This is a genomic window from Aeromonas sp. 62-46 (assembly GCF_001898585.1).
Lineage (GTDB): Bacteria > Pseudomonadota > Gammaproteobacteria > Enterobacterales > Aeromonadaceae > Aeromonas > Aeromonas caviae.
Genome location: NZ_MKUI01000058.1, coordinates 118490 through 139854 on the forward strand (window position 1 = coordinate 118490; position 21365 = coordinate 139854).

Annotated in this window: 15 protein-coding genes; 6 read left to right on the forward strand and 9 right to left on the reverse strand. The window is 62.1% G+C overall.

What is annotated here, in order from left to right:
* Positions 1-52: 52 nt before the first annotated feature.
* On the reverse strand, positions 53-2026 hold the full coding sequence (locus tag BGO64_RS18385) for a methyl-accepting chemotaxis protein (protein ID WP_286701147.1): 1974 nt from the start codon (positions 2024-2026) through the stop codon (positions 53-55).
* 145 nt (positions 2027-2171) lie between these two features.
* Here BGO64_RS18385 and rnt point away from each other — a divergent pair, with 145 nt between their 5' ends.
* Together rnt and BGO64_RS18395 are read left to right on the forward strand one after the other, a co-directional pair.
* Positions 2172-2834 carry a ribonuclease T gene (rnt, locus tag BGO64_RS18390; RefSeq protein ID WP_010675098.1) on the forward strand — a complete coding sequence of 221 codons (663 nt, stop codon included), beginning with the start codon at positions 2172-2174 and terminating at the stop codon, positions 2832-2834.
* Positions 2835-3060: 226 nt separating this feature from the next.
* On the forward strand, positions 3061-4383 hold the full coding sequence (locus BGO64_RS18395; protein ID WP_039038758.1) for a Na+/H+ antiporter family protein: 1323 nt from the start codon (positions 3061-3063) through the stop codon (positions 4381-4383).
* 63 nt (positions 4384-4446) lie between these two features.
* Here BGO64_RS18395 and BGO64_RS18400 read toward each other — a convergent pair whose 3' ends face one another.
* From BGO64_RS18400 to ydiJ, 8 genes are all read right to left on the reverse strand, one after another.
* Positions 4447-5640, reverse strand: a complete 1194-nt coding sequence (locus tag BGO64_RS18400; protein WP_286701148.1) for an MFS transporter — start codon at positions 5638-5640, stop codon at positions 4447-4449.
* Positions 5641-5744: 104 nt separating this feature from the next.
* Positions 5745-6650 carry a LysR family transcriptional regulator gene (locus BGO64_RS18405; protein WP_128344664.1) on the reverse strand — a complete coding sequence of 302 codons (906 nt, stop codon included), beginning with the start codon at positions 6648-6650 and terminating at the stop codon, positions 5745-5747.
* A gap of 208 nt (positions 6651-6858) precedes the next feature.
* Positions 6859-8775: a putative bifunctional diguanylate cyclase/phosphodiesterase gene (locus tag BGO64_RS18410; protein ID WP_213319197.1), complete on the reverse strand. Its 1917-nt coding sequence runs from the start codon at positions 8773-8775 to the stop codon at positions 6859-6861.
* A gap of 1 nt (position 8776) precedes the next feature.
* Entirely contained in the window at positions 8777-9259 is a 483-nt protein-coding gene (locus tag BGO64_RS18415) for a putative pterin-binding protein (RefSeq protein ID WP_286701149.1), read from the reverse strand.
* A gap of 329 nt (positions 9260-9588) precedes the next feature.
* Entirely contained in the window at positions 9589-11487 is a 1899-nt protein-coding gene (locus tag BGO64_RS18420; RefSeq protein ID WP_286701150.1) for a DEAD/DEAH box helicase, read from the reverse strand.
* Positions 11488-11667: 180 nt separating this feature from the next.
* Complete coding sequence (locus BGO64_RS18425) at positions 11668-12129, reverse strand: hotdog fold thioesterase (protein ID WP_286701151.1); 462 nt, start codon at positions 12127-12129, stop codon at positions 11668-11670.
* Positions 12130-12255: 126 nt separating this feature from the next.
* Positions 12256-12744, reverse strand: a complete 489-nt coding sequence (locus BGO64_RS18430) for a hypothetical protein (protein WP_069651416.1) — start codon at positions 12742-12744, stop codon at positions 12256-12258.
* The gene (gene ydiJ, locus BGO64_RS18435; RefSeq protein WP_286701152.1) at positions 12744-15800 is read right to left on the reverse strand and encodes a D-2-hydroxyglutarate dehydrogenase YdiJ; all 3057 of its coding nucleotides are present in this window, start codon (positions 15798-15800) and stop codon (positions 12744-12746) included. Before ydiJ ends, BGO64_RS18430 begins: the two co-directional genes overlap by 1 nt.
* Before the next feature lie 169 nt (positions 15801-15969).
* Between ydiJ and BGO64_RS18440 the strand changes: the two genes are divergently transcribed.
* From BGO64_RS18440 to BGO64_RS18455, 4 genes are all read left to right on the forward strand, one after another.
* Complete coding sequence (locus BGO64_RS18440; RefSeq protein WP_010675108.1) at positions 15970-16896, forward strand: cation diffusion facilitator family transporter; 927 nt, start codon at positions 15970-15972, stop codon at positions 16894-16896.
* A 357-nt stretch (positions 16897-17253) separates the two neighbouring features.
* Positions 17254-17769 (forward strand): hypothetical protein, encoded by a 516-nt coding sequence (locus tag BGO64_RS18445; protein ID WP_286701153.1) that lies wholly within the window; start codon positions 17254-17256, stop codon positions 17767-17769.
* Positions 17770-18407: 638 nt separating this feature from the next.
* Complete coding sequence (locus BGO64_RS18450) at positions 18408-19949, forward strand: TerC family protein (protein WP_045524375.1); 1542 nt, start codon at positions 18408-18410, stop codon at positions 19947-19949.
* A gap of 176 nt (positions 19950-20125) precedes the next feature.
* Positions 20126-21235 carry an alkene reductase gene (locus BGO64_RS18455; protein WP_010675112.1) on the forward strand — a complete coding sequence of 370 codons (1110 nt, stop codon included), beginning with the start codon at positions 20126-20128 and terminating at the stop codon, positions 21233-21235.
* The last annotated feature ends 130 nt before the right edge of the window (positions 21236-21365 follow it).

Sequence of the window (21365 nt, forward strand, 5' to 3'; positions counted from 1 at the left end):
CTATCTCGAATTATCTATCGGCAGCGGCAGGACAAGCTTTAGGTCAAAACGCTCAGTGGGGGGAAGAAGGGGCCATCAGCTTGAAGCTGGCGATGCGTCCCGCCAGATCCCGGGCCAGGGCATCCAGTTCGGCACTGTGTTGTTGCAGGGTATGGGAGTGCTGGCGATGGGCCTCATACACGTCACGGATGGTCATCACGTTTTGCTGGATGTCGTCGGTCACGTAACGCTGCTCCTCGGTGGCGGTGGCCACCTGGGCCGTCATGTCGCTCACCTTGCGCACCTCGTTGACGATGTCGGTCAGCTCGCTCCCCGCCCGTTTGGCCTCCGTCACGCTAAGGCCGGCCTGTTCGGTGCCCGTGTGCATGGCAGCCACCGCCTCGTTGGCCCCCTGGCGCAAGCGGCCCAGCATCCGCTCTATGTCGTCCGCCGCCTGCTGGGTACGGGAGGCAAGCGCTCTCACCTCGTCGGCCACTACCGCAAAGCCGCGCCCGGATTCACCGGCACGGGCCGCCTCGATGGCGGCATTGAGGGCCAGCAGGTTGGTTCTGTCCGAGATCTGCTTGATGAGGTTGAGCGCTTCGCCCACCGACTCGGTATCCCGATGCAGGCTGTCCACCAGTTGCTGGGTATCACTCAGGGTACCCGCCACCTGCTGGATGGTGTGGATGGTCTGATCCACCTCCTTGTCACCCTGCTTCGCCCGGCCGATGGCCTGCTGGGTCGCCTGGGAGGTCTGGGTTGCGTTACGGGCAATCTCCGCGACAGTCGATGCCATCTCGGTGGCGGCAGTCGCCACCAGATCCACCTGCCCGCATCCCCTGACTACGCCGGCATTCACCTCGGCAATGACCTCGGCCGAGCTGGCGGCGCTGCGTATCAGCACGTCACAGGAGTGGCGCACAGCCAGCAGCAAACTCTCCAGGTGCCCGAGGAAATGATTCAGATCCCGCGCCAGGGCCCCCAGCTCATCCCCGGATCGCCAGTCGACCCGCACGGTCAGGTCGTTCTCCTGCACCAGGCGCTTGAAGGTCTGGTGCAGGGCCATGAAGCCCAGATGCAGATCCCGCACCACCCGCCAGCAGACGAAGGTGGTCAGGACGATGCACAGCAACACGCCAGCCGCCCCCCACCAGAAGTCACTGGCACTCCCGACCCGCATCTGTTCAACCCGCTCGAAGAGCTGTTGATAAAGGCTGTCTTCTATCTCCTTGAGCAGGCCTATCTTGTCGGTACTCAAGGCAAACCAGGCCTCCGCATCAACACCAAAACCGCCGCTTGCCGCCTTGTCCAGGGCCAGTTTCTCCATGGCGGCCACCTTGGCCACCACGGGTGAGGCGAGGCTGTCGTTCAGCAACTGACGCTGGGCGGGACTCGCCACCGCCTGGAAACGTTCGAGATAGGTATTCTGGGCCGCCAGCAGGGAGATGAACTGCTGCAACAGCGCTGGCGTGAAGCTGTCACGGCCAAAGACGTTGCTGAGCGTCGCCCGCTCCAGCCCCGCACGCTCCTTGCTCTGCAGGAAGGCGGCATAGGCATTGGTCTGCAGGGCGATGGTGGCATCCATGCTGTCGACGCTTATCTTGTCCACCACCGCCAGCAAAGCGGTCACGAGGCGAGTATAGAAGCCGACCTGTTCCGCCACCTCGACCCCCAGGGCGCTGACCCGCTCACGCATGGCGGTGAGTCCCGCCACTCCCTGCTGCACCTCCGTCAGCGCCAGCAAGGCAGGATCCTGATGAAAACGCTGCAACAGGCTGTCCACCACCTTGCGCTGGGCAGGCAGCGCATCGCGAAACTTGTTGCCGCCAGAGCCGAGGAAGCCGGCCGACATGCCGCGCTCCTTTTGCAGCTCATGGGCCAGCTGCGCCGCCTCCTTCACCACCGCCAGCGCGACCAGGGCGCCGCTCATCTCCTGTTCGACCCGATAACGTTCATAGACGTACCGGCCGGAGAAAAACAGCAGGGCCAACAGCGGCAGACAGACCACCAACATCATCTTGTGTGCCAATCCCAGCTTCTTCATCGTCCTCTCCCTCCATGGTTGACGTCGCCCATTATAAGCACAGGTGTTTCAAAATGGTCCTCTTGCCGTCCCATGGCGGCAGATAAGGGACAAGGGCCCGCTTTTTTGCCATAATGCCGCCTCCTTTCACGCCGACCGAGATACCATGACCGACGCCGTTCACACCCTCAAGGGCCGTTTTCGCGGCTTTTACCCCGTCGTCATCGATGTTGAAACCGCCGGATTCAATGCCAAGACCGATGCCCTGCTGGAAATAGCCGCCCACACCCTCAAGATGGATGAGCAGGGCTGGCTCGTCCCTGACCAGATCTTCCATTTTCATGTCCAGCCCTTTGAGGGCGCCAATCTGGAGAAAGCGGCGCTGGAGTTCACCGGCATCGACCCTTTCAACCCGCTGCGGGGCGCGGTGGACGAGAAGGAAGCACTCACCGAGATCTTCAAGGGGGTGCGCAAGGGCATGAAGGAGCAGGATTGTGGTCGCGCCATCATAGTGGCCCACAACGCCACCTTCGACCACGGCTTCGTAATGGCCGCCGCCGAGCGGGCCGGCCTCAAGCGCAATCCGTTCCACCCCTTCGCCACCTTCGACACCGCCGCCCTCTCGGGTCTTGCCCTGGGACAGACGGTGCTGGCCAAGGCCTGTCAGAGCGCCAATATCCCCTTTGACAACAAAGAGGCCCACTCGGCCCTCTACGACACCGAGCGCACCACAGAGCTCTTCTGCCACATCGTCAATCGCTGGAAGAGCCTGGGAGGCTGGCCTCTGGCCAACCCGGATGAAACGACGGACACCGAAGACGAGGGCTGAACACTCCCAGCCCCTGCCCAGACAGGCTGCCCATGGCAGCCTGTCTGCATGAGGGGACCTGTCTGGGCAACGAAGAAGGGCCATTTTCCCGGTTCCCGTTCACCGCCAGCAGAAGATGCGTCCCTTGGCCGGGATCTGCCGATTTTTTTCTCGACATTTAGCCTGTTTTTCGCAAACTAGCTGGCTTTCACACGACTGACAGCAACACAATCCATAAGGAAATCAAATGAATCCTGTTGTTATCGCGGTGGCGCTGATGCTGGTGCTCAGCCTGCTGCGGATCAATGTGGTGGTCTCCCTCGCCATCGGTGCCATCGTGGGTGGCCTGCTCGGCGGACTCTCCCTCGAGCAGACCCTCAGCACCTTCACCGGCGGCCTGGGCGGCGGTGCAGAAATCGCCCTCTCCTACGCCATGCTGGGGGCTTTCGCGGTGGCCATCTCCCGCTCCGGCATCACCGATCTGCTGGCCCGCAAGGTCATCAACCAGCTCGGCAAGGATGCCAGCAGCACCCGCATTCTCTGGGTCAAGAGCCTGCTGCTCACCTCGGTGCTCGCGGTCTCCATCTCCTCCCAGAACCTGATCCCGGTGCACATCGCCTTCATTCCCATCCTGATCCCGCCGCTGCTGCATGTCATGGCCCAGATGCAGATCGACCGCCGTCAGGTGGCCTGCGTCATCACCTTCGGCCTGACCGCTACCTACATGCTGCTGCCGGTGGGCTTTGGCGGCATCTTCCTGAACAACATCCTGGCCAAGAATCTCGTCGACAACGGCGTACCGGTGGAATTCAGCCAGTTGCCCCTGGCGATGGCCATCCCGGTATTCGGCATGTTCCTCGGCCTGCTCATCGCCGTCTTCTTCAGCTACCGCAAGCCGCGTCAGTATGATCTGGAGAAGATCCTGGCCGCCGAACCCGAGACGGTCGAGCTCAATCTCAACCACATCTGGGTCGCCCTGCTGGCCATCGCCGTGGCACTCGGTCTGCAACTGATGACCAACAGCATCGTGCTGGGGGCGCTCGCAGGCTTCATCATCTTCACCTGCGGCGGCGTCATCAAATTCCGCGAGAGCCAGGATGCCTTCACCCAGGGTGTGCGCATGATGTCCCTCATCGGCTTTATAATGATCTCGGCCGCAGGCTTCGCCGCCGTCATGAAGGAGACCCACGGGGTGGAGAGTCTGGTGCAGTCCGTCTCCAGCATGATGGCAGGTCACAAGGGATTGGCGGCCTTCCTGATGCTGCTGGTGGGCCTGCTCATCACCATGGGGATCGGCTCCTCCTTCTCCACCGTGCCCATCATCGCCACCATCTATGTGCCCCTGTGCATCCACCTCGGCTTCTCGCCCATGGCGACCATCGCCCTGGTGGGTACCGCGGGCGCGCTGGGGGACGCGGGTTCCCCCGCCTCCGACTCGACGCTCGGCCCCACATCGGGCCTCAATGCCGACGGTCAGCACGACCACATCTGGGACAGCGTGGTGCCAACCTTCATCCACTACAACATCCCCCTGGTGATCTTCGGCTGGATTGCCGCCATGGTGCTCTGAGTCCATCCCGAGCAGACAGACAAAAGGCGACCCCGGGGTCGCCTTTCTTGTCTTGCACATGCCTCAGATGGCCGGTTGCAGCCCCCGCCTGCCGGCCAGGGCGCAGAGACAGGCAACCAGGGCCAACCCCATGCCGGCTGCTCCCACCCCGAGCCAGTGTCCCTGTTGCCAGACCAGCATCCCCAGGCTGGAGCCGAGGGTTCCCCCCAGGAACATGCCGGTCATGAAGAGGGTATTGATGCGCCCCCTGGCCTCAGGTCTCAGACCATAGATGCGCTGCTGATGGGCGATGAGTGCGCTCTGCACTCCGAGATCCAGCAAGATGACCCCGCACGCCAGCCCGGCCAGAGAGAGCCACAGCTCGAAGCAGATCCAGGCAAGCACCACCAACACGGCACCGGCCAATACCACTGGTCTGGCCCCCAACCGATCCGCCATCCGGCCTGCCAAAGGAGCCGCCACCACCCCAGCCACCCCGATGACGCCGAACAGACCCGCCATGTCGGCCCCCAACCCATAGGCAGGTTCGGCCAGGTAGAACGCCAGCACGGTCCAGAAGGCGCTGAAGGAGGCAAACAGCAAGCCCTGGGTCAGGGTCGCGCGGCGCAAGGCGGGCTCCTCGCGCCACAGACCGACCAGAGAGTGAAGCAGACGGCCATAACCGAGGGGAGAGCGCGGCAATCCGGACGGTATCATCCTGGCCATCAGCAGAGCCCCCGACAGGGCCAGGGGAATGGCCAGCCAGAACATGGCGCGCCAACTGCCATAAGCGGTGACCAGGCCAGCGACGGTACGGCTGAGCAGTATTCCGGCCAGCAGGCCGCTCATCACGCTGCCGACCACGGCACCACGGCGGGCGGGATCTGCCAGGGTCGCCGCCACCGGGACTATCTGCTGGGCCGCCGTGGCCCCGATGCCGAGCAGGACTGAGGCCAGCATCAAGGTGGCGGCACTCGTGGCCGTGGCCGCCAGCAGGGAAGCCAGCGCGATCAGTGCAAACTGCCCCGGAATAAGCCAGCGGCGCTCGACTACATCGCCAAGCGGCACCAGCAAAAGCAGACCCATGGCATAGCCGAGCTGGGTCAGCATGGCGATCAATGGCATGCCCGAGTGCCCGGGAAAGTCCTGCGCCATCACCGCCAACATGGGCTGGTTGTAGTAGATGTTGGCAACTGCCAGGCCGCATGACAGGGCCATGGCGAAGAGCAGGGAGGGGCCGGGGGTTGCGGCCCCTCCGGCAGAAGGCGATGTACTCATGATCTTCTCCTCGTGGTAGAAGGGCTCCCGCCAGGATACGGGCCCCATGCGCACAGCCTACCCGGGGAGCGTCGCCACCAGTAGAGCGGTGGGGACCATAACAGTTATTCCGCTGGCGTATGCCCCACGCCGGGCAGGCCGGTCACGAATGCCAGAAAGGCGCTCGCCTTGGCACCAGGCTGGCGACCTGCCGGGAGCAGGGTCCAGAGCTCCTGCATGGGCAGTTGCCACTCGGGCAGCACCGCCACCACCTCGCCGCGGGCAAGCTCGGGGGCAAACATCCACTCCGAGGCGATACCGAGCCCCAGTCCTGCCAGCACGGCGGCGCGCATGCCTTCGGCCGCCGAGACCGTCAGCCTGCCTTCTCCGGAAACCACCCTCTCCTCGACGCCACGGCGAAATCGCCACTGCTGCCCCACTCCGGGTCGTGGACTGTAAAGCACCAGATCATGCTGTTGCAGGGCCTGAGGGGTCTCAGGCTCTCCTTTGGCGGCCAGATAGGCCGGCGTCGCCAGCACCCGCATGTCGCTTCGGGCGAGGCAGCGGGCGACCAGCGACGAGTCGGCCTGTTTGCCGATCCGCAGAGCCACCTCGATGCCCGCCGAGATGAGATCCACATTGCCGTCATCCAGCAGGATCTCCAGATCCAGTCCCGGGTGAGCCGCCAGAAAACCGGCAAGATGGGGAATGATATGCAGGCGGGCGAAAGTGACGGGAGCGCTCACCCGCAGACGCCCGCTCAGGCCCGCCCGGCATTGCTGCACCATGGCATCAGCCTCGTTGACCTGGGCCAGGATCTCTCTCGCCCGCAGATAGTAGGCCTCTCCGGCCTCGGTGGGCGCCAGCCCCCGGGTCGAACGCAGCAACAGGCGGCTGCCAAGGTGCGCCTCAAGCTGGGCAATCAATCTGGAAACCGTGGGTTGCCCCATCCCCAGTCGGCGGGCCACCGCCGAAAACGAGCCGGTCTCCACCGCCAGCACGAACACCTCCATCACCCCCAAGCGATCCATTTATGGCTCCTCTGTCCTGTGGCACTGTTCGTGGCACAAGGTAGCACCGGGCCTGCCCTCTCGCACCCTCGTTCTGGCAGGAGGCACAAGAAAACCGCGTAATGGGAGGTCCTGCCATGGGAGAAAGGTGTCGGGATGAAATATCAACCAGGAACAATCGAACAGAGGGACTCGAAGACAAGGCTACAGGAGCTCGATTGCCCCAAGGCTACCCCAGTGCCACTTCCTGAATGGCGGCGCTGTGGGCGAAATAGCGGTGACAAAACTGCATGAACTCCGGCAGCGGCAAGGGACGCGAGTAGAAATAACCCTGGATCTCATCCACCCCTATGGTGAGCACCGCCTTGAGCTCATCGCTGTTTTCCACCCCTTCTGCCACGACACGCACCCCCAACTGATGAGAGAGGGTGGTGATGGTCTCGACGAAGAGCGCCTGCCGGGTGTCACTGTCGATCGCGGTGATAAAGGATCTGTCTATCTTGAGCTTGTCGAAATAGAGTTCACGCAGGTAAGAGAACGAGGACCAGCCGGTCCCGAAGTCATCGAGGGCCACCCGCACCCCAATCTGGCGCAGGGAGTGAATGATCTGCTTGCTCAGGGCGATGTCATCAAGGGCGATGGTTTCGGTCAGCTCCACTATCAACTGGTGCAATCCCAACGGACCATCACCCATCTTCTCTTCAATCTCCCTGGCCAACCCCATGTTGAACATGGAGTTGGAGAGGTTGATGGAGATCTCGAGCGGTTCTAGTACCTCCTTCGGGAAGCCGGACAGGTCGATCTGCATGCGCCGGATGATCCAGCCCCCCAGCGCCTCACCCAACCCGTTCTCTTCTGCCAGCGAGATGATGTCGAGGGGGGCAATAAAGCCATATTCAGGATGATGCCAGCGTATCAGCGCCTCGGCCCCCAGCCTCACCACACTCTGGCCGCGCACGATGGGCTGATAGTAAAGGGCCAGTTGCGGGCATTGCGGGCAGTGGATAAGCTCCCGCAGCTCGGTCGACAGCCGGCGTTTGCGCTGATAGTGCTGATACATGCTGCTGGAGAAGAGCACATTGCGATTCAGCCGTTTGCGCTTGGCGCTGTCGAGGGCGATATCGGCAAACAGCAGCATCTCTTCCGGTGAATGATCCGGTTTCACGTACTGGCTGGTGCCCATGAAGACCCGGACCCGGTGCGCCGGATCGGCGGCAAACACCAGATCCGCCAGCTCGCTGCGCAGTTGCTCCAGAAACGGAAAGCGCAGATAGGTGGGCATGGTGCCGGTGATGATGAGGGTGAACTCGTCACTGCCGGTACGGGCAACGAAGATCCCCTGGCCAGAGGCGGCCTTGATCCGCGCCGCAAGCCGTTTGAGCAAGGCGTCCCCCACTTCGTAACCCAGACTGTCATTGACCTCCCTGAAATGCCCCAGATCCATGAGACAGACGGTGATGCTGCTGCGCCGACCGGGATGGCTGGTCCACTGCTGGAGGTGCTTGATGAGCGCCGCCCGGTTGGGGAGACGGGTGAGAGGGTCGTTCCACGCCAGAAAATGCTGGCGACGCACTTCGCGAAACAGCACCATCAACATCACCATGGTCGCCAGCATCAGAAATCCCAGGATGAAGAAGTTCTGGGTTTTCGACTCGTTGAGCAGCTCGCGCTGGGCGATGGCAGAGGGCCCAGTGAAGTTTTTCACCATCACGTCCCGCACCCCGCGCATCTCGTCATCGAGCGCGGCCGTGAACATCTTGAGTGCGGGGGAATCCGGCTCCCCATGCACCACATCCTGCTCATAATGTTCGAAGAGAGCGAGGATCTTGCCGACCGCCTTGTCCGCACCGAATCGGGCCCTGACCGACTTTGCCTCCTCCCCGTGCAAGAAGACATCGAGCCGGTTCCAGGCAATGTCAAAGCGCTTGTTCATCTCCTCCCGGCTGGCGGCACCGGCACGATAGAGCTGCAAGCCCTCCTCGAAGGCGTGGATCTCCAGCTCGAGCTGGGCCAGTGCCCAGGCGGAGAGCTGGGTGTAGCGCGTCACCGCATTGAACGCGCGGTCATAGTTCCAGACCGACCAGAGGGTCACCCCCAAAAAGGTGGTCACCATCAGGATCAGGCTCAAGAACTTGCCGCGCAGCATCTTATTTGCTCTCCAGCGCCGTCAGCTGCCACACCATCCGGCTGTGATAGAGCTCCTTGTTGAGTTCGGGATGGTCGGTGAGGGGATAAATGACCCAGAGCGGCCCCTTGTTGCGCAGGGTCAGAGCCTTGCCATCCTGCTTCTCGGCCACCAGCACCGGGTACTTCTCCCCGTCTTCCAGCGGCAGTGCGGCCCAGTATTCATTGACCGCGAGGGCCTTGACCTCCTGGCTCTTGAGACCGTAGATCCTGACCAGGTCCCGCAGCAACACCCCGCGATAGAGGTGCCCCCCCTCGGTCCAGGGCGTCCCCGTCTTAACCTCCGTCTGCGGCAAGGCCTCAAACTCGGCACGGGTCAGCACCACCTCCCCCTTGCCATTGCAGCACCCCGCCCCCGCAATTCTGAAGAAGGGCTCCTCCGCCAACACCATACCCGACACGAGCCATCCAGATATCAGCAACACCTTGCCAAGCCACTTGCCCATCACGCACCTCCCTGTCATACGGTTTATTTATTCATCTCACTCTGCTGACTCATATGCAAACAACAGAATGCACCTTCAGACCAAAGTCGCAGTCGTTTGCAACCAGCAACGATTCTGCGTCTTCCCAAAGTATCCAATCGCTTCCCAAAGAATGACACCAGGCGCCACCCCCAGGCAAATGGATTGCACCATTTTCTTTTCACTGGCTCCTCATCAAACCGGATGCCCACCACGGCCGGGAAAAGGTGACAATCTTCGCTACGCATCTGAAAAACAGACACAAAAAAGGCCGCTCCATGGAGCGGCCTTCTCATCAGTGCAGTCAGGGTTTAGCTGTCGCGGCGCTTGTTGCCACCGAATTTGCGACCCTTGTCGAAACCGCCTTCACGGCGATCCTTGTTGAAGGGACGGTCACCCTGGGGACGGCGATCCTTGTTGAAAGGACGGTCGCCACGGAACGGACGATCACCACGGGGCGGACGGGGAGCAGTGTTGCCACCGGCCGGCACTTCGGTGTAACGGGTGATCTGCAGCGGACGCTGGCAGACACGGGCCTTCTTGATCACTTCCAGCACCTCGGCGCTCATGCCCTTGGGCAGATCGACGGTGGAGAAGTCATCGGCGATGTCGATGTTGCCGATGAAGCGGCTCTCGATGTTCGCTTCGTTGGCGATGGCGCCCACGATCTGGCCCGGCTTGACGCCGTGATGGGCACCCACGTCGACGCGGTAGCGCTCCATCTCCACGTCCGGGTTGTCTTTCAGCGGACGCGGCTCCAGGGACGGCATGCGACGGGCCTGACGATCGCCACGGTCACCGAAGTCACGACCGCCACGGTCGTTGAACTCACGACGCTCGAAGCCACCGCGATCGTTGCCGGCGTTGAACACCGGATCCGGGATGGAGTCATCCAGCAGCAGCGGTTGATCGCCCTGTACCAGCTTGGCCAGTGCGGCAGCCAGCTCCAGCGGATCGGCAGAATCTTCTTCGATCAGCTCGTTCACCAGGTTGTGGTAGATCTCGAGCTCTTCACCCATCATGGTTTCGCGGATGCGCTCCTTGAACTTGGCCAGACGGTGCTGGTTGATGTCCTCGGTGCTCGGCATCTTCATCGGCTCGATGGCTTGACGAGTGGCGTGCTCGATGGCACGCAGCATGCGACGCTCGCGCGGAGCCACGAACAGGATGGCTTCACCCTTGCGACCGGCACGGCCGGTACGGCCGATACGGTGAACGTAGGATTCGGTGTCGTAGGGAATGTCGTAGTTCACTACGTGGGTGATGCGCTCAACGTCCAGACCGCGGGCGACCACGTCGGTGGCGATCAGAATATCCAGCTGGCCCTGACGCAGCTTGTCAACGGTACGCTCACGCAGCTTCTGCGGGATGTCGCCGTGCAGCGCTTCACAGGCGTGGCCACGAGCGGCCAGCTTGCCAGCAAGCTCTTCGGCGGCGTTCTTGGTACGCACGAACACCAGCAGGGCTTCGTAGGATTCCACTTCCAGCAGACGGGTCATGGCGTCCAGCTTGTGCAGACCAGTCACCTGCCAGTAACGCTGACGAATGGTGGTTGCGGTCGCGGTCTTGGAGGCGATCTTGATCTCTTTGGGCTGCTTCAGGTGCTTCTGGGCAACACGACGGATCTGCTCCGGCATGGTGGCAGAGAACAGGGCAACCTGACGACCGGCCGGGCACTGATCCATGATCCAGTCCACGTCGTCGATGAAGCCCATGCGCAGCATTTCGTCCGCTTCGTCCAGCACCAGGGCTTTCAGACCGGAGAGGTCCAGGTTCTTGCGACGGATCAGGTCCATCACGCGGCCCGGGGTACCCACGACAACCTGAGCACCGCGGCGCAGGGCGCGGGTCTGGGTTTCGTAGGAAGCGCCGCCGTAGATGGGCAGCACGTGGAAATCGGGCATGTGGTGGGCATAGCGTTGGCACGCCTCTGCCACCTGCAGGGCCAGCTCGCGGGTCGGGGCCAGCACCAGGATCTGGGTGTTGCGGTTACCAGCTTCCAGACGAGACAACAGAGGCAAGGCAAAAGCAGCGGTCTTCCCTGTACCGGTTTGTGCCTGCCCCAGCAGATCGTGTCCCGCCATCAGGTGGGGAATTGCTGCGGCCTGGATGGGAGACGGGCGCTCATAGCCCACGTCCTGCAGCGCTTTCAATACAGGCGCGGCCAGTCCAAGCTCACTAAAAAGGGGCAGTTGTTCGGTATCAGACATAGATTCTTCCAGATTAAGGCAGGCGGCTAACACCGCGGAATAGCAAAAAGGCGGCGATTATAGCGCCACTTTGTTCTGCTGTCTTGAAAAATGTGATAGGTGTCTCAAGACGTTGGCAATTATAGAGGGATCTCGCGACTATGGCTTGCTTATTTTTCACTCATGATGCGTTATTGCGGATCACGCTTCGCCAGAGTCCTTGTCCCGCTTGTGCTTGAGCACCGCCATGGTCAATCGGCTGGTGCACAATAAACGACCACGTTCATCCCGAATTTCGATCTGCCACACCTGAGTCGTGGTCCCCAGATGCAGCGGGCTGCAGCGCCCCGTCACCACCCCTTCCCGCTTGGCCCGTAGGTGGTTAGCATTGACCTCCAGCCCCACGCAATAATTCTCCTCCCCCACCGCCATGTTGGCCGCAAGCGATCCCAGCGTTTCCGCCAGCACCACGGAGGCGCCGCCGTGCAGCATGCCGAGTGGTTGATTGGTGCGGTGATCCACCGGCATGGTGGCCTCCAGCCAGTCGGGGCCAAAGGCGGTGTAGACGATGTCGAGGTGGGCCATCAGGGTGTTGCGGGAGCTGGCGTTGAGCCCCTCCAGGCTCATGGGTTTGCGCCAGATGGGGCTGCTTTCTTGACTCATGGTGAGCGGACTCCTTGCGTGATCAACGGGTTATCGCTGCGCTGTAGCGGCAAACCAGCAGTGTCGGCGAAAAAGGAGCAAAAAAAAAGATGCCCACGCCGGGGCATCTTGCATCGAGATTGACCCTCACCAGGGATAGGTCACCCCTGGCCACTCGGCCCAGGGACCGTCCCGCCCCGGCAGACGCGGCTCGGACCAGCGCCATACCTTGCCGAGCCAGGCGCGCAGTTCGGCTTCGAGTTCGCTGTCCATGAGCGGCGCCTCGGCCACCTTCCAGAAGAAGAGCTCCACCTGCACCTCCGGCAGCACCGACGGATAGAGGTAAACCCCGCCCCAGAAGCGGGGCTCCCTGTCCGGGCTCCAGAGGCCATAGGCAAAGGAGCGCTTGGCCAGAAACTCGGCGTGCTGCCACTCCAAGTCGGCCTCGTGCTGACTCAGGCTGAAATTGGCGGAGGGCCACACATCGTCCGGGCGAAACAGCTGATGGAGCTGATCTCGCTCGCGCAGGATGGCGACAAACTCCACCACGGCCTGGGACGGCGTGGTAGGGAGCAACAGAAAATGCGGGTGCCGATAGGCCTTTGGCACCCGGAATCCCTTGGGAAAGTGGAGCATCAGAGCAGTTCCAGCAGGGCCTGCAGCGGATGCTTGAGCTTCTCCCCCTCCATCCGCTTGACCTGGCTGCGGCACGAATAACCGGTGGCCAGACAACGGGCTTGCGGCAGGTGAGCCAGGGGCTCGGCCCAGCTCAGACCGTAGATCCCCTTGGAGTTCTCCACCTGTTTGGCGTCGTGACCATAGGTGCCCGCCATGCCGCAGCAACCCACCGACACCGGCTGCAAACGCGCACCGAAGCGGCCAAACAGGGTGCTCCAGTCACCGTGGGTGGTGGGCTTGGCGGTCTTCTCGGTGCAGTGGGCAAACAGATACCAGGGGTCGGTGCCAGCCTCTTCCCGCAGCGGCAGCGCCTCGGCAGGCAGGGAGAGCAGCCACTCCTGGGGCAGCAGCACCTGGAAATCGCCGCGGGCGGGGCCGAGCGCCTTCACGTACTCGTCCCGGTAGCAGAGCACCAGAGAGGGGTCGACCCCCACCATGGGGATGCCGAGGGCCGCCACCTTGTTGAGGAACTGGGCGCTGCTGGCAGCAGTGCGGGCGAAGGCGCGCAGGAATCCCTTCACGTGCTGGGGCTTGCCGTTGGGTTTGAACGGCAGCAGGTAGGGCTGATAGCCCAGCTTGCTGGCCAGCTTCACCAGGTCACGCACCACGGAGGCGTCGTAGTAGCTGGTGAAGGGATCCTGCACGATGAGCACCACTTTTTGGCGCTGCTCGGGGCTCATGGCCTCGAGGCCCGGCAGATCGAAATAGCGGGCGCGGTGATCCCGCAGCTCCTCGGCCAGGGTCGGCACGGAGAGCAGCGGCACATCCACCATGCCGATGCTCTTCTCGGTCGCCTTCTGGGCCCACTCTTTTTCGAGGAAGAAGTTGACCAGCTTGGGGGCCTTGGCCAGCAGGGGCGCATAGCTTTCTACCGTGCCCACGAAGTAATCCTTGGGGCCGCGCAGATATCGGCTGTGATAGAGCTGCATGAAGCGGGCGCGGAAGGTGGGCACATCCACCTTGATGGGGCACTGGCTGGTGCATGCCTTGCACGCAAGGCACCCCTCCATCGCCTCCATCACCTCGTGGGAGAAGTCATACTCGCCCCGGGCGCGGGCCACCGTATTGCGGAACTTGTCGACGATCTGCTTGAAGCGCAGACCCCCGCTTTGCAGCGCCACCTCTTCGGCAAGGGGATCGAAGCCCTGCTCCGACAACTGGCGCAGCCATTCACGCATCAGGCCAGCCCGCCCCTTGGGGGAGTGACGGCGGTCGCGGCTGATCTTGACCGAGGGGCACATGGGGGAGTCGGTCTCGAAGGTGAAACACAGACCGTTGCCGTTGCAATCGAGGGCCCGTGTATAGCTCTCGCGCACGGCAATCGGGATCTGGCGGTCGAACTTGCCGCGCTTGGGCCCGTCCACCGAGACAAGCGAAGCGCCGCTGCCATAAGGCATGCAGATCTTGCCCGGGTTGATGCGGTTGGCCGGATCGAACGCCCCCTTGACCCGTTGCAGCTCTTCCCACAGCTCGCCGAAGAAGGCGGGGCTGTATTCGGAGCGAAAGCCCTTGCCGTGCTCCCCCCACATCAGGCCGCCGTATTTGGCGGTGAGCGCCACCACCTGATCGGAGATGCGCCGCAGCAGCACCTCCTGCTCGGGATCGCACAAGTCCAGCGCCGGGCGCACGTGCAGCACCCCGGCATCGACGTGGCCGAACATGCCGTAGTCAAGGCCGTGAGAGTCCAGCAGGGCGCGAAACTCCATGATGAAGTCCGCCAGGGATTCCGGCGGCACGGCGGTGTCTTCGGTGAAGGCCACCGGCTTCTTGCGCCCCTCGGCGTTGCCGAGCAGCCCCACCGACTTCTTGCGCATGCCATAGATGGTCTCGATGCTCGGCAGGTGGTCGCACACCTGATAGCCAATGACCCCCGCCTCCCCCCTGGCCAGCAGGGCGTCGATGCGCCGGCACAGCTCCGCCACCTTGGCCTTGTGTGCATCCTCGTCGGTGTCGGCAAACTCGACGATGTTGAGCCCCTGCAGATCCTTGCCCGGCACATCCTGGATGAGATCCTTCACCGAGTGCCAGATGATGTCGGCGCGGGCCAGTCCCAGCACCCGGGAGTCCACCGTCTCCACCGACAGGGCGTGGGCCTGTACCATAAAGGGGGCGTTTCTGAGCGCGGAGGGGAAGCTGTCGTACTTGACGTTGACGAGTGTGCGGTAGCGCGGGATGGGGGTGATGTTGAGCCGGGCTTCGGTGATGAAGCCCAAGGAGCCTTCCGAGCCGCACAGCACCCGGCTCACATCCAGAGTGTCGGTATCGGGCTGATAGAGGTGCTTGAGATCGTAACCGGTCAGAAAGCGGTTGAGCTTGGGGAAGGTGGCTTCGATGTCGGCGCGCCGCTCGCGGCCGATGCGATAGAGGGTGCGATAGATCTCCCCCTCGCGGCTCTCCAGCGCCAGTTTGTCCGCCAGGCGCTGGCCGTTCACCGGCTCGGTGGCCAGGATGTCGCCGTTTTCCAGCACGGCTTTGAGGCCCAGTACGTGATCCGAGGTCTTGCCGTAGACCAAGGAGCCCTGCCCCGAGGCGTCGGTGTTGACCATGCCGCCCAGGGTGGCGCGGTTGGAGGTGGAGAGATCCGGCGAGAAGAAGTAGCCGTGGGGTTTCAAGTAGGCGTTGAGCTGATCTTTGACCACCCCGGCCTGGGCCCGCACCCAGCCCTCTTCCAGATTAATTTCCATGATCTGGTTCATATGGCGCGAGAGATCGACGATAATGCCGCCGCCCAAGGATTGGCCATTGGTGCCGGTACCGCCGCCGCGAGGGAAGAAACTCAAGGTTGCGTACTCTGGCCCCTGGGCCAGCTTGAGCATCACCGCTATGTCATCCGCGCTGCGCGGATAGAGAACCGCCTGAGGTACGACCTGATAGACGCTGTTATCCGTCGCCATCGCCAACCGGCTTGCATAAGACTTTTCGATATCACCACGAAATGCTGATCGTGCCAGCAACTCAAGAAACTGCAGGGTTGTAGGTGACAAACTGTCCTGGTAATCGAGTCTCGGGATCATGAATCCTTGTTCCCATCCTTTGCTTGATGCCGGCATTCCGGCGACAACGACCGTTCGGACCTGCCTCTTTGCGGGTGTCCGAACCAGTCCGCTCACATGTGAGCGGGCAGTATATCAGCTAGAAAACCGCTTGCGCGCGCAATCTTCACCATTTGAAAGGAGGACTTTTATGGCTCACTACAGCCATGTTATCAGTACGCTTATTCGCACCGAAAAACAGGCCCTGACCCTGTCGCTGTTTGGTTGCATCACCTTTGCCATTTTCGGGATCGGCTATGGTCTGTTCGTCGGTTCCAACGCCATCATGCTGGACGGCATCTTCACCCTGTTCAGCATGGGCATGACGGGCCTTGGGCTCATCACCGCCTACCTGGTTACCCGCCCCTCCGACGCCCGTTTCCAATACGGCTACGCCCATTTCGAACCCATCGCCAACGTCATCAACGGCGCCATCATTCTGCTGCTCTGCCTCGGTGCCCTCTATGGCGGCATCACCTCCCTGCTGGCGGGCGGACGGGAGATCGATCTCGGCCACGCCCTCATCTATGCCGTCGTCTCCACCTTCTTCTGCAGCATCCTCTATCTCATCGAGGCCGACGTGGCCGAGCGGGTCAACTCCGAGCTGGTGCGGGTGGACTCCAAGGAGTGGCTGGTGGATACCCTGCTCAGCGCCACCCTGCTCATCGGCTTTCTGGTCGCCATCGGGCTCGATACCCTGGGTTACGGCCACTACAACCGCTACATAGACCCGATGCTGGTCTCCCTGCTGGCCCTGTGCGCCACCCTCATTCCCATCAAGGTGCTCGGTCGCAACCTGCGGGAGGTGCTGAAGATCGCCCCCAAGGGAGAGGTCAAGCAGCGAGTCGAACACGAGATCGAGGCCCTGCGCCAGCGCCATGGCATCGAATGCTACAGCCACTTGGCAAAAAGCGGCCGCCGCTTCGATCTCGAGCTCAACATCCTGGTGGCCCCCGGCCAGGAGTGGCCCGTCGAGCGCCAGGATGCCCTGCGCCAGGAGCTCTGGTCCCGCCTCGGCGACACCCTGGGAGACGCCTGGCTGTCGGTCTGCTTCACCCGGGAAAAACGCTGGCTCTGATCCGGCGCTCGTCATCGCGCTGCAACGCGGGGCCCAGTCGCCCCGCGTCATGACTCCCGGCGCAACCGCCGCCAAGTTCCCTCCTCTGTCGAGGCCCCATCCTGCTTGCCCCCTCACTCCTCGCGCCTTCCCCCTGTCCCGTTCAACCCGCCATGAGAAAACGTTTGCCACCCCTTCCGGATCAATATTCACTTTCATCCCAGGGAAAAATAATAAAAATTCGTTGCTAAAATAAAGTACCGCCGCTATTTATTCCGATCAGGGATGAAGGCTATTTCCTGCCTGGCAATGGAATTGTTGTTAACCGGAAAAATAAAATAATAAATCTCGTATCATTAAACAGTTGAGGTAATGTCCATGAAGAAAGTACTGATCGCTGCCATAACCCTAGCCATGGCGGGTGCGGCGAGCGCCGCCATTCCACAGTTGAATTATCAGTGCCCGGGTCAAATCCAGATGCACAGCGATGAAGGTGGCCCCGTCTATATCAATGGCAAGGAGGCCAAACTCAAGAAGTACAGCGAGGAGTTCTACGAGGCCAAGGGTGCCGGCATCACCCTCTCCATCAGCAACACCGGGGGCCAGTACGATGTCTCCTACACCAGCAAGAAGGGCTCGGGTACCTGCCAGCCAGGCTCCTCTGCGGCCCCTGCTGCAGTCACTGCCCACAAGGCCAGTCCCGCAGAGAAAGCCTGTCTCAAGGCGGTCTCCGACAAGACAGACGTGGCACAACAGCAGCTCCAGGTGATCGACGTGATGGACTCGGAAGCCGGGGTAGGCGTGACCATCAAGGTGCCGGGCGCAGAGGCTCCCTGGTCATGCCTGAGCGACAAGAAAGGGCATGTTCAGGGCGCGGCCTATACCGGCAATTGACCTGACGACCAGGGTTAACGTCCCCTGAAACAACCCGTGTGAGCGCAAACGAGGAGGCCTGGGCCTCCTTGCTTTTTATACGCTGAATATATGATTAATGTGAATTAGTTGGTGGCGAACAAGTTAAATTTAGAATAATAACTCCATATCAAACACCATAACCCCCTCTATTCCTTCTTTCTCCCATGACACAGCCGCAATATTTCCCCCTGAAACAAATTATTACAAAAACAATGGATATATATGAGCCTGATGAATCCGGTTGTCGGTATCAGATCGTTTATTTTCCTTGTTCAGCACCTATATTTGTGATCGTGTCAATGTGTCGCTCTTTTATCTCTAGTCAAACTTGGCTGCGCATCAATGCCCCTTTCCCTTGTCTCTCCCGTCGGCAATCCCCTCGTCGCGTCCCCCTGACAGCCCCCTTGCCAAATGGCGGCGAGTCGTTATCATCAGGGCTCACTTTTGACCCGAGGTTTTATTGCCCATCATGGACAATCCCCGAAGTAGCCCTTCGTTTTTTCCCATCAAAGCCTATCTGTACCTGCTCAACCAACGCCTCTGAAGCGATCGTCTCCGTCACCACGGCCACGCCGTGACCACGATTCACTGCATCTGTCTTCATTGAGGTCAATCACATGGAATTCTTGCTGGACCCGTCAATCTGGGTCGGTCTGCTTACCCTGATCATCCTGGAAATCGTTCTCGGGATAGACAACCTGGTCTTCATCGCCATCCTGGTGAAAAAACTGCCCCCCGCCCAGCGGGACAAGGCGCGCATCATCGGTCTCTCCCTGGCCCTGCTGATGCGCCTGGGACTGCTCACCATCATGTCATGGCTGGTCACCCTCACGGCTCCTCTGCTGCACATCTGGGATCACCCCTTCTCCGGTCGGGATCTCATCCTGATGGGAGGCGGACTCTTCCTGCTGTTCAAGGCCACCTCCGAGCTGCATGAGCGACTCGAGGCCAAGCCCGAGGAGCAAGGCGGCACCGGCGTCTATGCCGGGTTCGGGGTGGTGATCGCCCAGATCCTGGTGCTGGATGCGGTCTTCTCCCTGGACTCCATCATCACCGCCGTCGGCATGGTGGATCACCTCGGCGTCATGATGGCGGCCGTGACCATCGCCATGGTGGTGATGGTGCTCGCCTCCAAGCCCCTGACCCGCTTCGTCAACGCCCACCCCACTGTGGTGGTGCTCTGCCTGAGCTTCCTCTTGATGATCGGCTTCAGCCTGGTGGCGGAGGGCTTCGGCTTCCACATTCCGAAGGGCTACCTCTACGCGGCCATCGGCTTCTCGGTGCTCATCGAGTTCTTCAACCAGCTCGCCCAGCGCAGTGCCCTGCGCCATGAGGCGCGCCAGCCCCTGCGCGAGCGCACCACCGCCGCCATCTTCAAGCTGATGGGGGGGAACAAACGCTCAGCCCACCCGCAGGAGGACGAAGAAGAGGTGCAGGCTCAGCCCCTGCCCCCCGGTTTCGGTGAAGAGGAGCGTTACATGGTGAGCGGCGTGCTGTCGCTGGCCGAGCGTTCCATTCGCACCATCATGACCCCGCGCTCCGAGATGGAGTGGATCGACGTGAGCGACAGCGAGGACGAGATCCGCGCCCTGCTGCAACGGGCCCCCCACAGCCTGTTCCCGGTCTGTGACGGGGAGCTGGACGAGATCATCGGGGTGGTCAAGGCACGGGATCTGCTGTTTGCCCTCAACGAGGGGCAATCCCTGGCAGCACTTGCCAGACAGAACGAGCCCGTCATCGTGCCCCAGACCATCAACGTGATCCGGCTGCTGGCGGAGCTGCGCCAGGCCAGGGGCAGCCTCATCCTGGTGGCGGACGAGTTTGGCGTCATCCAGGGACTGGTCACCAACCACGATCTGCTGGAGGCCATCGTCGGCGAACTGCCGGACGAGGACGAGACCCCCGATGTGGTGCGCGAGGGCGAGCACTGGCTCATCCACGGCACCACCAACATCCATCAGGTGGAGCAGGCTCTGAACTGCGACGGTCTGGTGAGCGAGAGCGACGAGTACGTGACCCTGGCGGGCATGCTGCTCTCCCACTTCGGCAGCCTGCCAGACGTCGGTCAGCAGTTGCACCTCGGCCAGTTCCGCTTCGAGGTCATGGCCGTGAGCGAGCGGCGCATCGAGCGAGTACGGGTTACCCCACTCTCCCCCTGATCATCGGCGGCAATCACAGCAAGAGAGGGCCCTTGGCCCTCTTTTTTCTGGCGCGAACCAGGCCCCTCCCGGGCCATTGCTGCGATAACGGCAATTCTCTTCTGCAATACCCCCTCTTTTTCACAATAACAATCCCCTCTAGAGTCACCTCACTCCCAAAGATTGAGGAATCCATCATGCACCACGATCCCCTGTTCTGCCCCCTTCGCCTCGGCCAGCTGCACCTTGCCAACCGCATCGTCATGCCCCCCATGACCCGCTCCCGCGCCAGCCAGCCCGGGGACGTGGCCAACGCCATGATGGCGACCTACTACGCCCAGCGTGCCGGGGCCGGCCTCATCATCAGCGAAGGCACCCAGATAGATCCCCTGGGCAAGGGCTACGCCTGGACGCCGGGCATCCACAGCGCCGAGCAGGTGGCAGGCTGGAAGCAGGTAACCAATGCCGTCCACGCCGAGGGGGGCATCATGTTCGCCCAGCTCTGGCACGTGGGCCGGGTCACCCATCCTGACAACATCGGCGGCGCCCAGCCCCTCTCCTCCTCCGCCATCCAGGCCAAGGGAGTGAAGGTGTTCGTCGACAACGGCAGCGATGCCCCGGGGTTTGTGGAGACCGTCACCCCGCGCGCCATGACCCAGGCCGACATCGACGCCGTGGTGGGGCAGTTTCGCCAGGCCGCCCGCAACGCCATGGAGGCGGGCTTTGACGGCATCGAGTTGCACGCCGCCAACGGCTACCTCATCAACCAGTTCCTCGACTCCGAGTCCAATACCCGCACCGACGGCTATGGCGGTTCGCTCGAAAACCGGCTGCGCTTCCTGAAAGAGGTGACCGAGGCGGTCTGTGACGAAATCGGTCCCGACCGGGTCGGGGTACGCCTTGCGCCGCTCACCACCCTCAACGGCACCGTGGATGCCAACCCCCAGGAGACCTATCTGGCCGCCGCGCGCCTGCTGGGCCAGCTCGGCGTGGTCTATCTGCACGTCGCCGAAGCGGACTGGGACGACGCCCCCCTGATGGCGGAGAGCTTCAAGCAGGGGCTGCGCGACGCCTTCCCCAACACCCTCATCTACGCCGGCAAGTACGATGGGGAACGCGCCCGCGCCGCCATCGAGGCGGGCTGGGCCGACATGATTGGCTTCGGTCGCCCCTTCGTGGCCAACCCCGACTTGCCGAACCGCCTGCGCCACGGCCATCCGTTCGCCCCCCATGATCCCGCCACCCTGTTTGGCGGCGGCGAGAAAGGGCTGACCGATTACCCCGTCTATGGGGCAGAGCGGGCATAAGGCGGCTGGCGCCGAACCTCTTCCAGGGCGGGCCCTCCAACAGGGGGCTCGCCTTGTTGTCTTGCCAGTGCAACAGTAATTCAAGGCATTGTTACGCCATGTAATTCAATCAAGGCACCCACCCCTCTCA

Bases quoted from the DNA above. Each gene is read 5' to 3' on its own strand.
- BGO64_RS18455 (WP_010675112.1), top strand. From the start codon at position 20,126: ATGCACCACGATCCCCTGTTCTGCCCCCTTCGCCTCGGCCAGCTGCAC.
- BGO64_RS18440 (WP_010675108.1), top strand. From the start codon at position 15,970: ATGGCTCACTACAGCCATGTTATCAGTACGCTTATTCGCACCGAAAAA.
- BGO64_RS18420 (WP_286701150.1), bottom strand. From the start codon at position 11,487: ATGTCTGATACCGAACAACTGCCCCTTTTTAGTGAGCTTGGACTGGCC.
- BGO64_RS18415 (WP_286701149.1), bottom strand. From the start codon at position 9,259: ATGGGCAAGTGGCTTGGCAAGGTGTTGCTGATATCTGGATGGCTCGTG.
- BGO64_RS18430 (WP_069651416.1), bottom strand. From the start codon at position 12,744: ATGCTCCACTTTCCCAAGGGATTCCGGGTGCCAAAGGCCTATCGGCAC.
- BGO64_RS18410 (WP_213319197.1), bottom strand. From the start codon at position 8,775: ATGCTGCGCGGCAAGTTCTTGAGCCTGATCCTGATGGTGACCACCTTT.
- rnt (WP_010675098.1), top strand. From the start codon at position 2,172: ATGACCGACGCCGTTCACACCCTCAAGGGCCGTTTTCGCGGCTTTTAC.
- BGO64_RS18395 (WP_039038758.1), top strand. From the start codon at position 3,061: ATGAATCCTGTTGTTATCGCGGTGGCGCTGATGCTGGTGCTCAGCCTG.
- BGO64_RS18450 (WP_045524375.1), top strand. From the start codon at position 18,408: ATGGAATTCTTGCTGGACCCGTCAATCTGGGTCGGTCTGCTTACCCTG.
- BGO64_RS18425 (WP_286701151.1), bottom strand. From the start codon at position 12,129: ATGAGTCAAGAAAGCAGCCCCATCTGGCGCAAACCCATGAGCCTGGAG.
- BGO64_RS18445 (WP_286701153.1), top strand. From the start codon at position 17,254: ATGAAGAAAGTACTGATCGCTGCCATAACCCTAGCCATGGCGGGTGCG.
- BGO64_RS18385 (WP_286701147.1), bottom strand. From the start codon at position 2,026: ATGAAGAAGCTGGGATTGGCACACAAGATGATGTTGGTGGTCTGTCTG.
- BGO64_RS18405 (WP_128344664.1), bottom strand. From the start codon at position 6,650: ATGGATCGCTTGGGGGTGATGGAGGTGTTCGTGCTGGCGGTGGAGACC.
- ydiJ (WP_286701152.1), bottom strand. From the start codon at position 15,800: ATGATCCCGAGACTCGATTACCAGGACAGTTTGTCACCTACAACCCTG.
- BGO64_RS18400 (WP_286701148.1), bottom strand. From the start codon at position 5,640: ATGAGTACATCGCCTTCTGCCGGAGGGGCCGCAACCCCCGGCCCCTCC.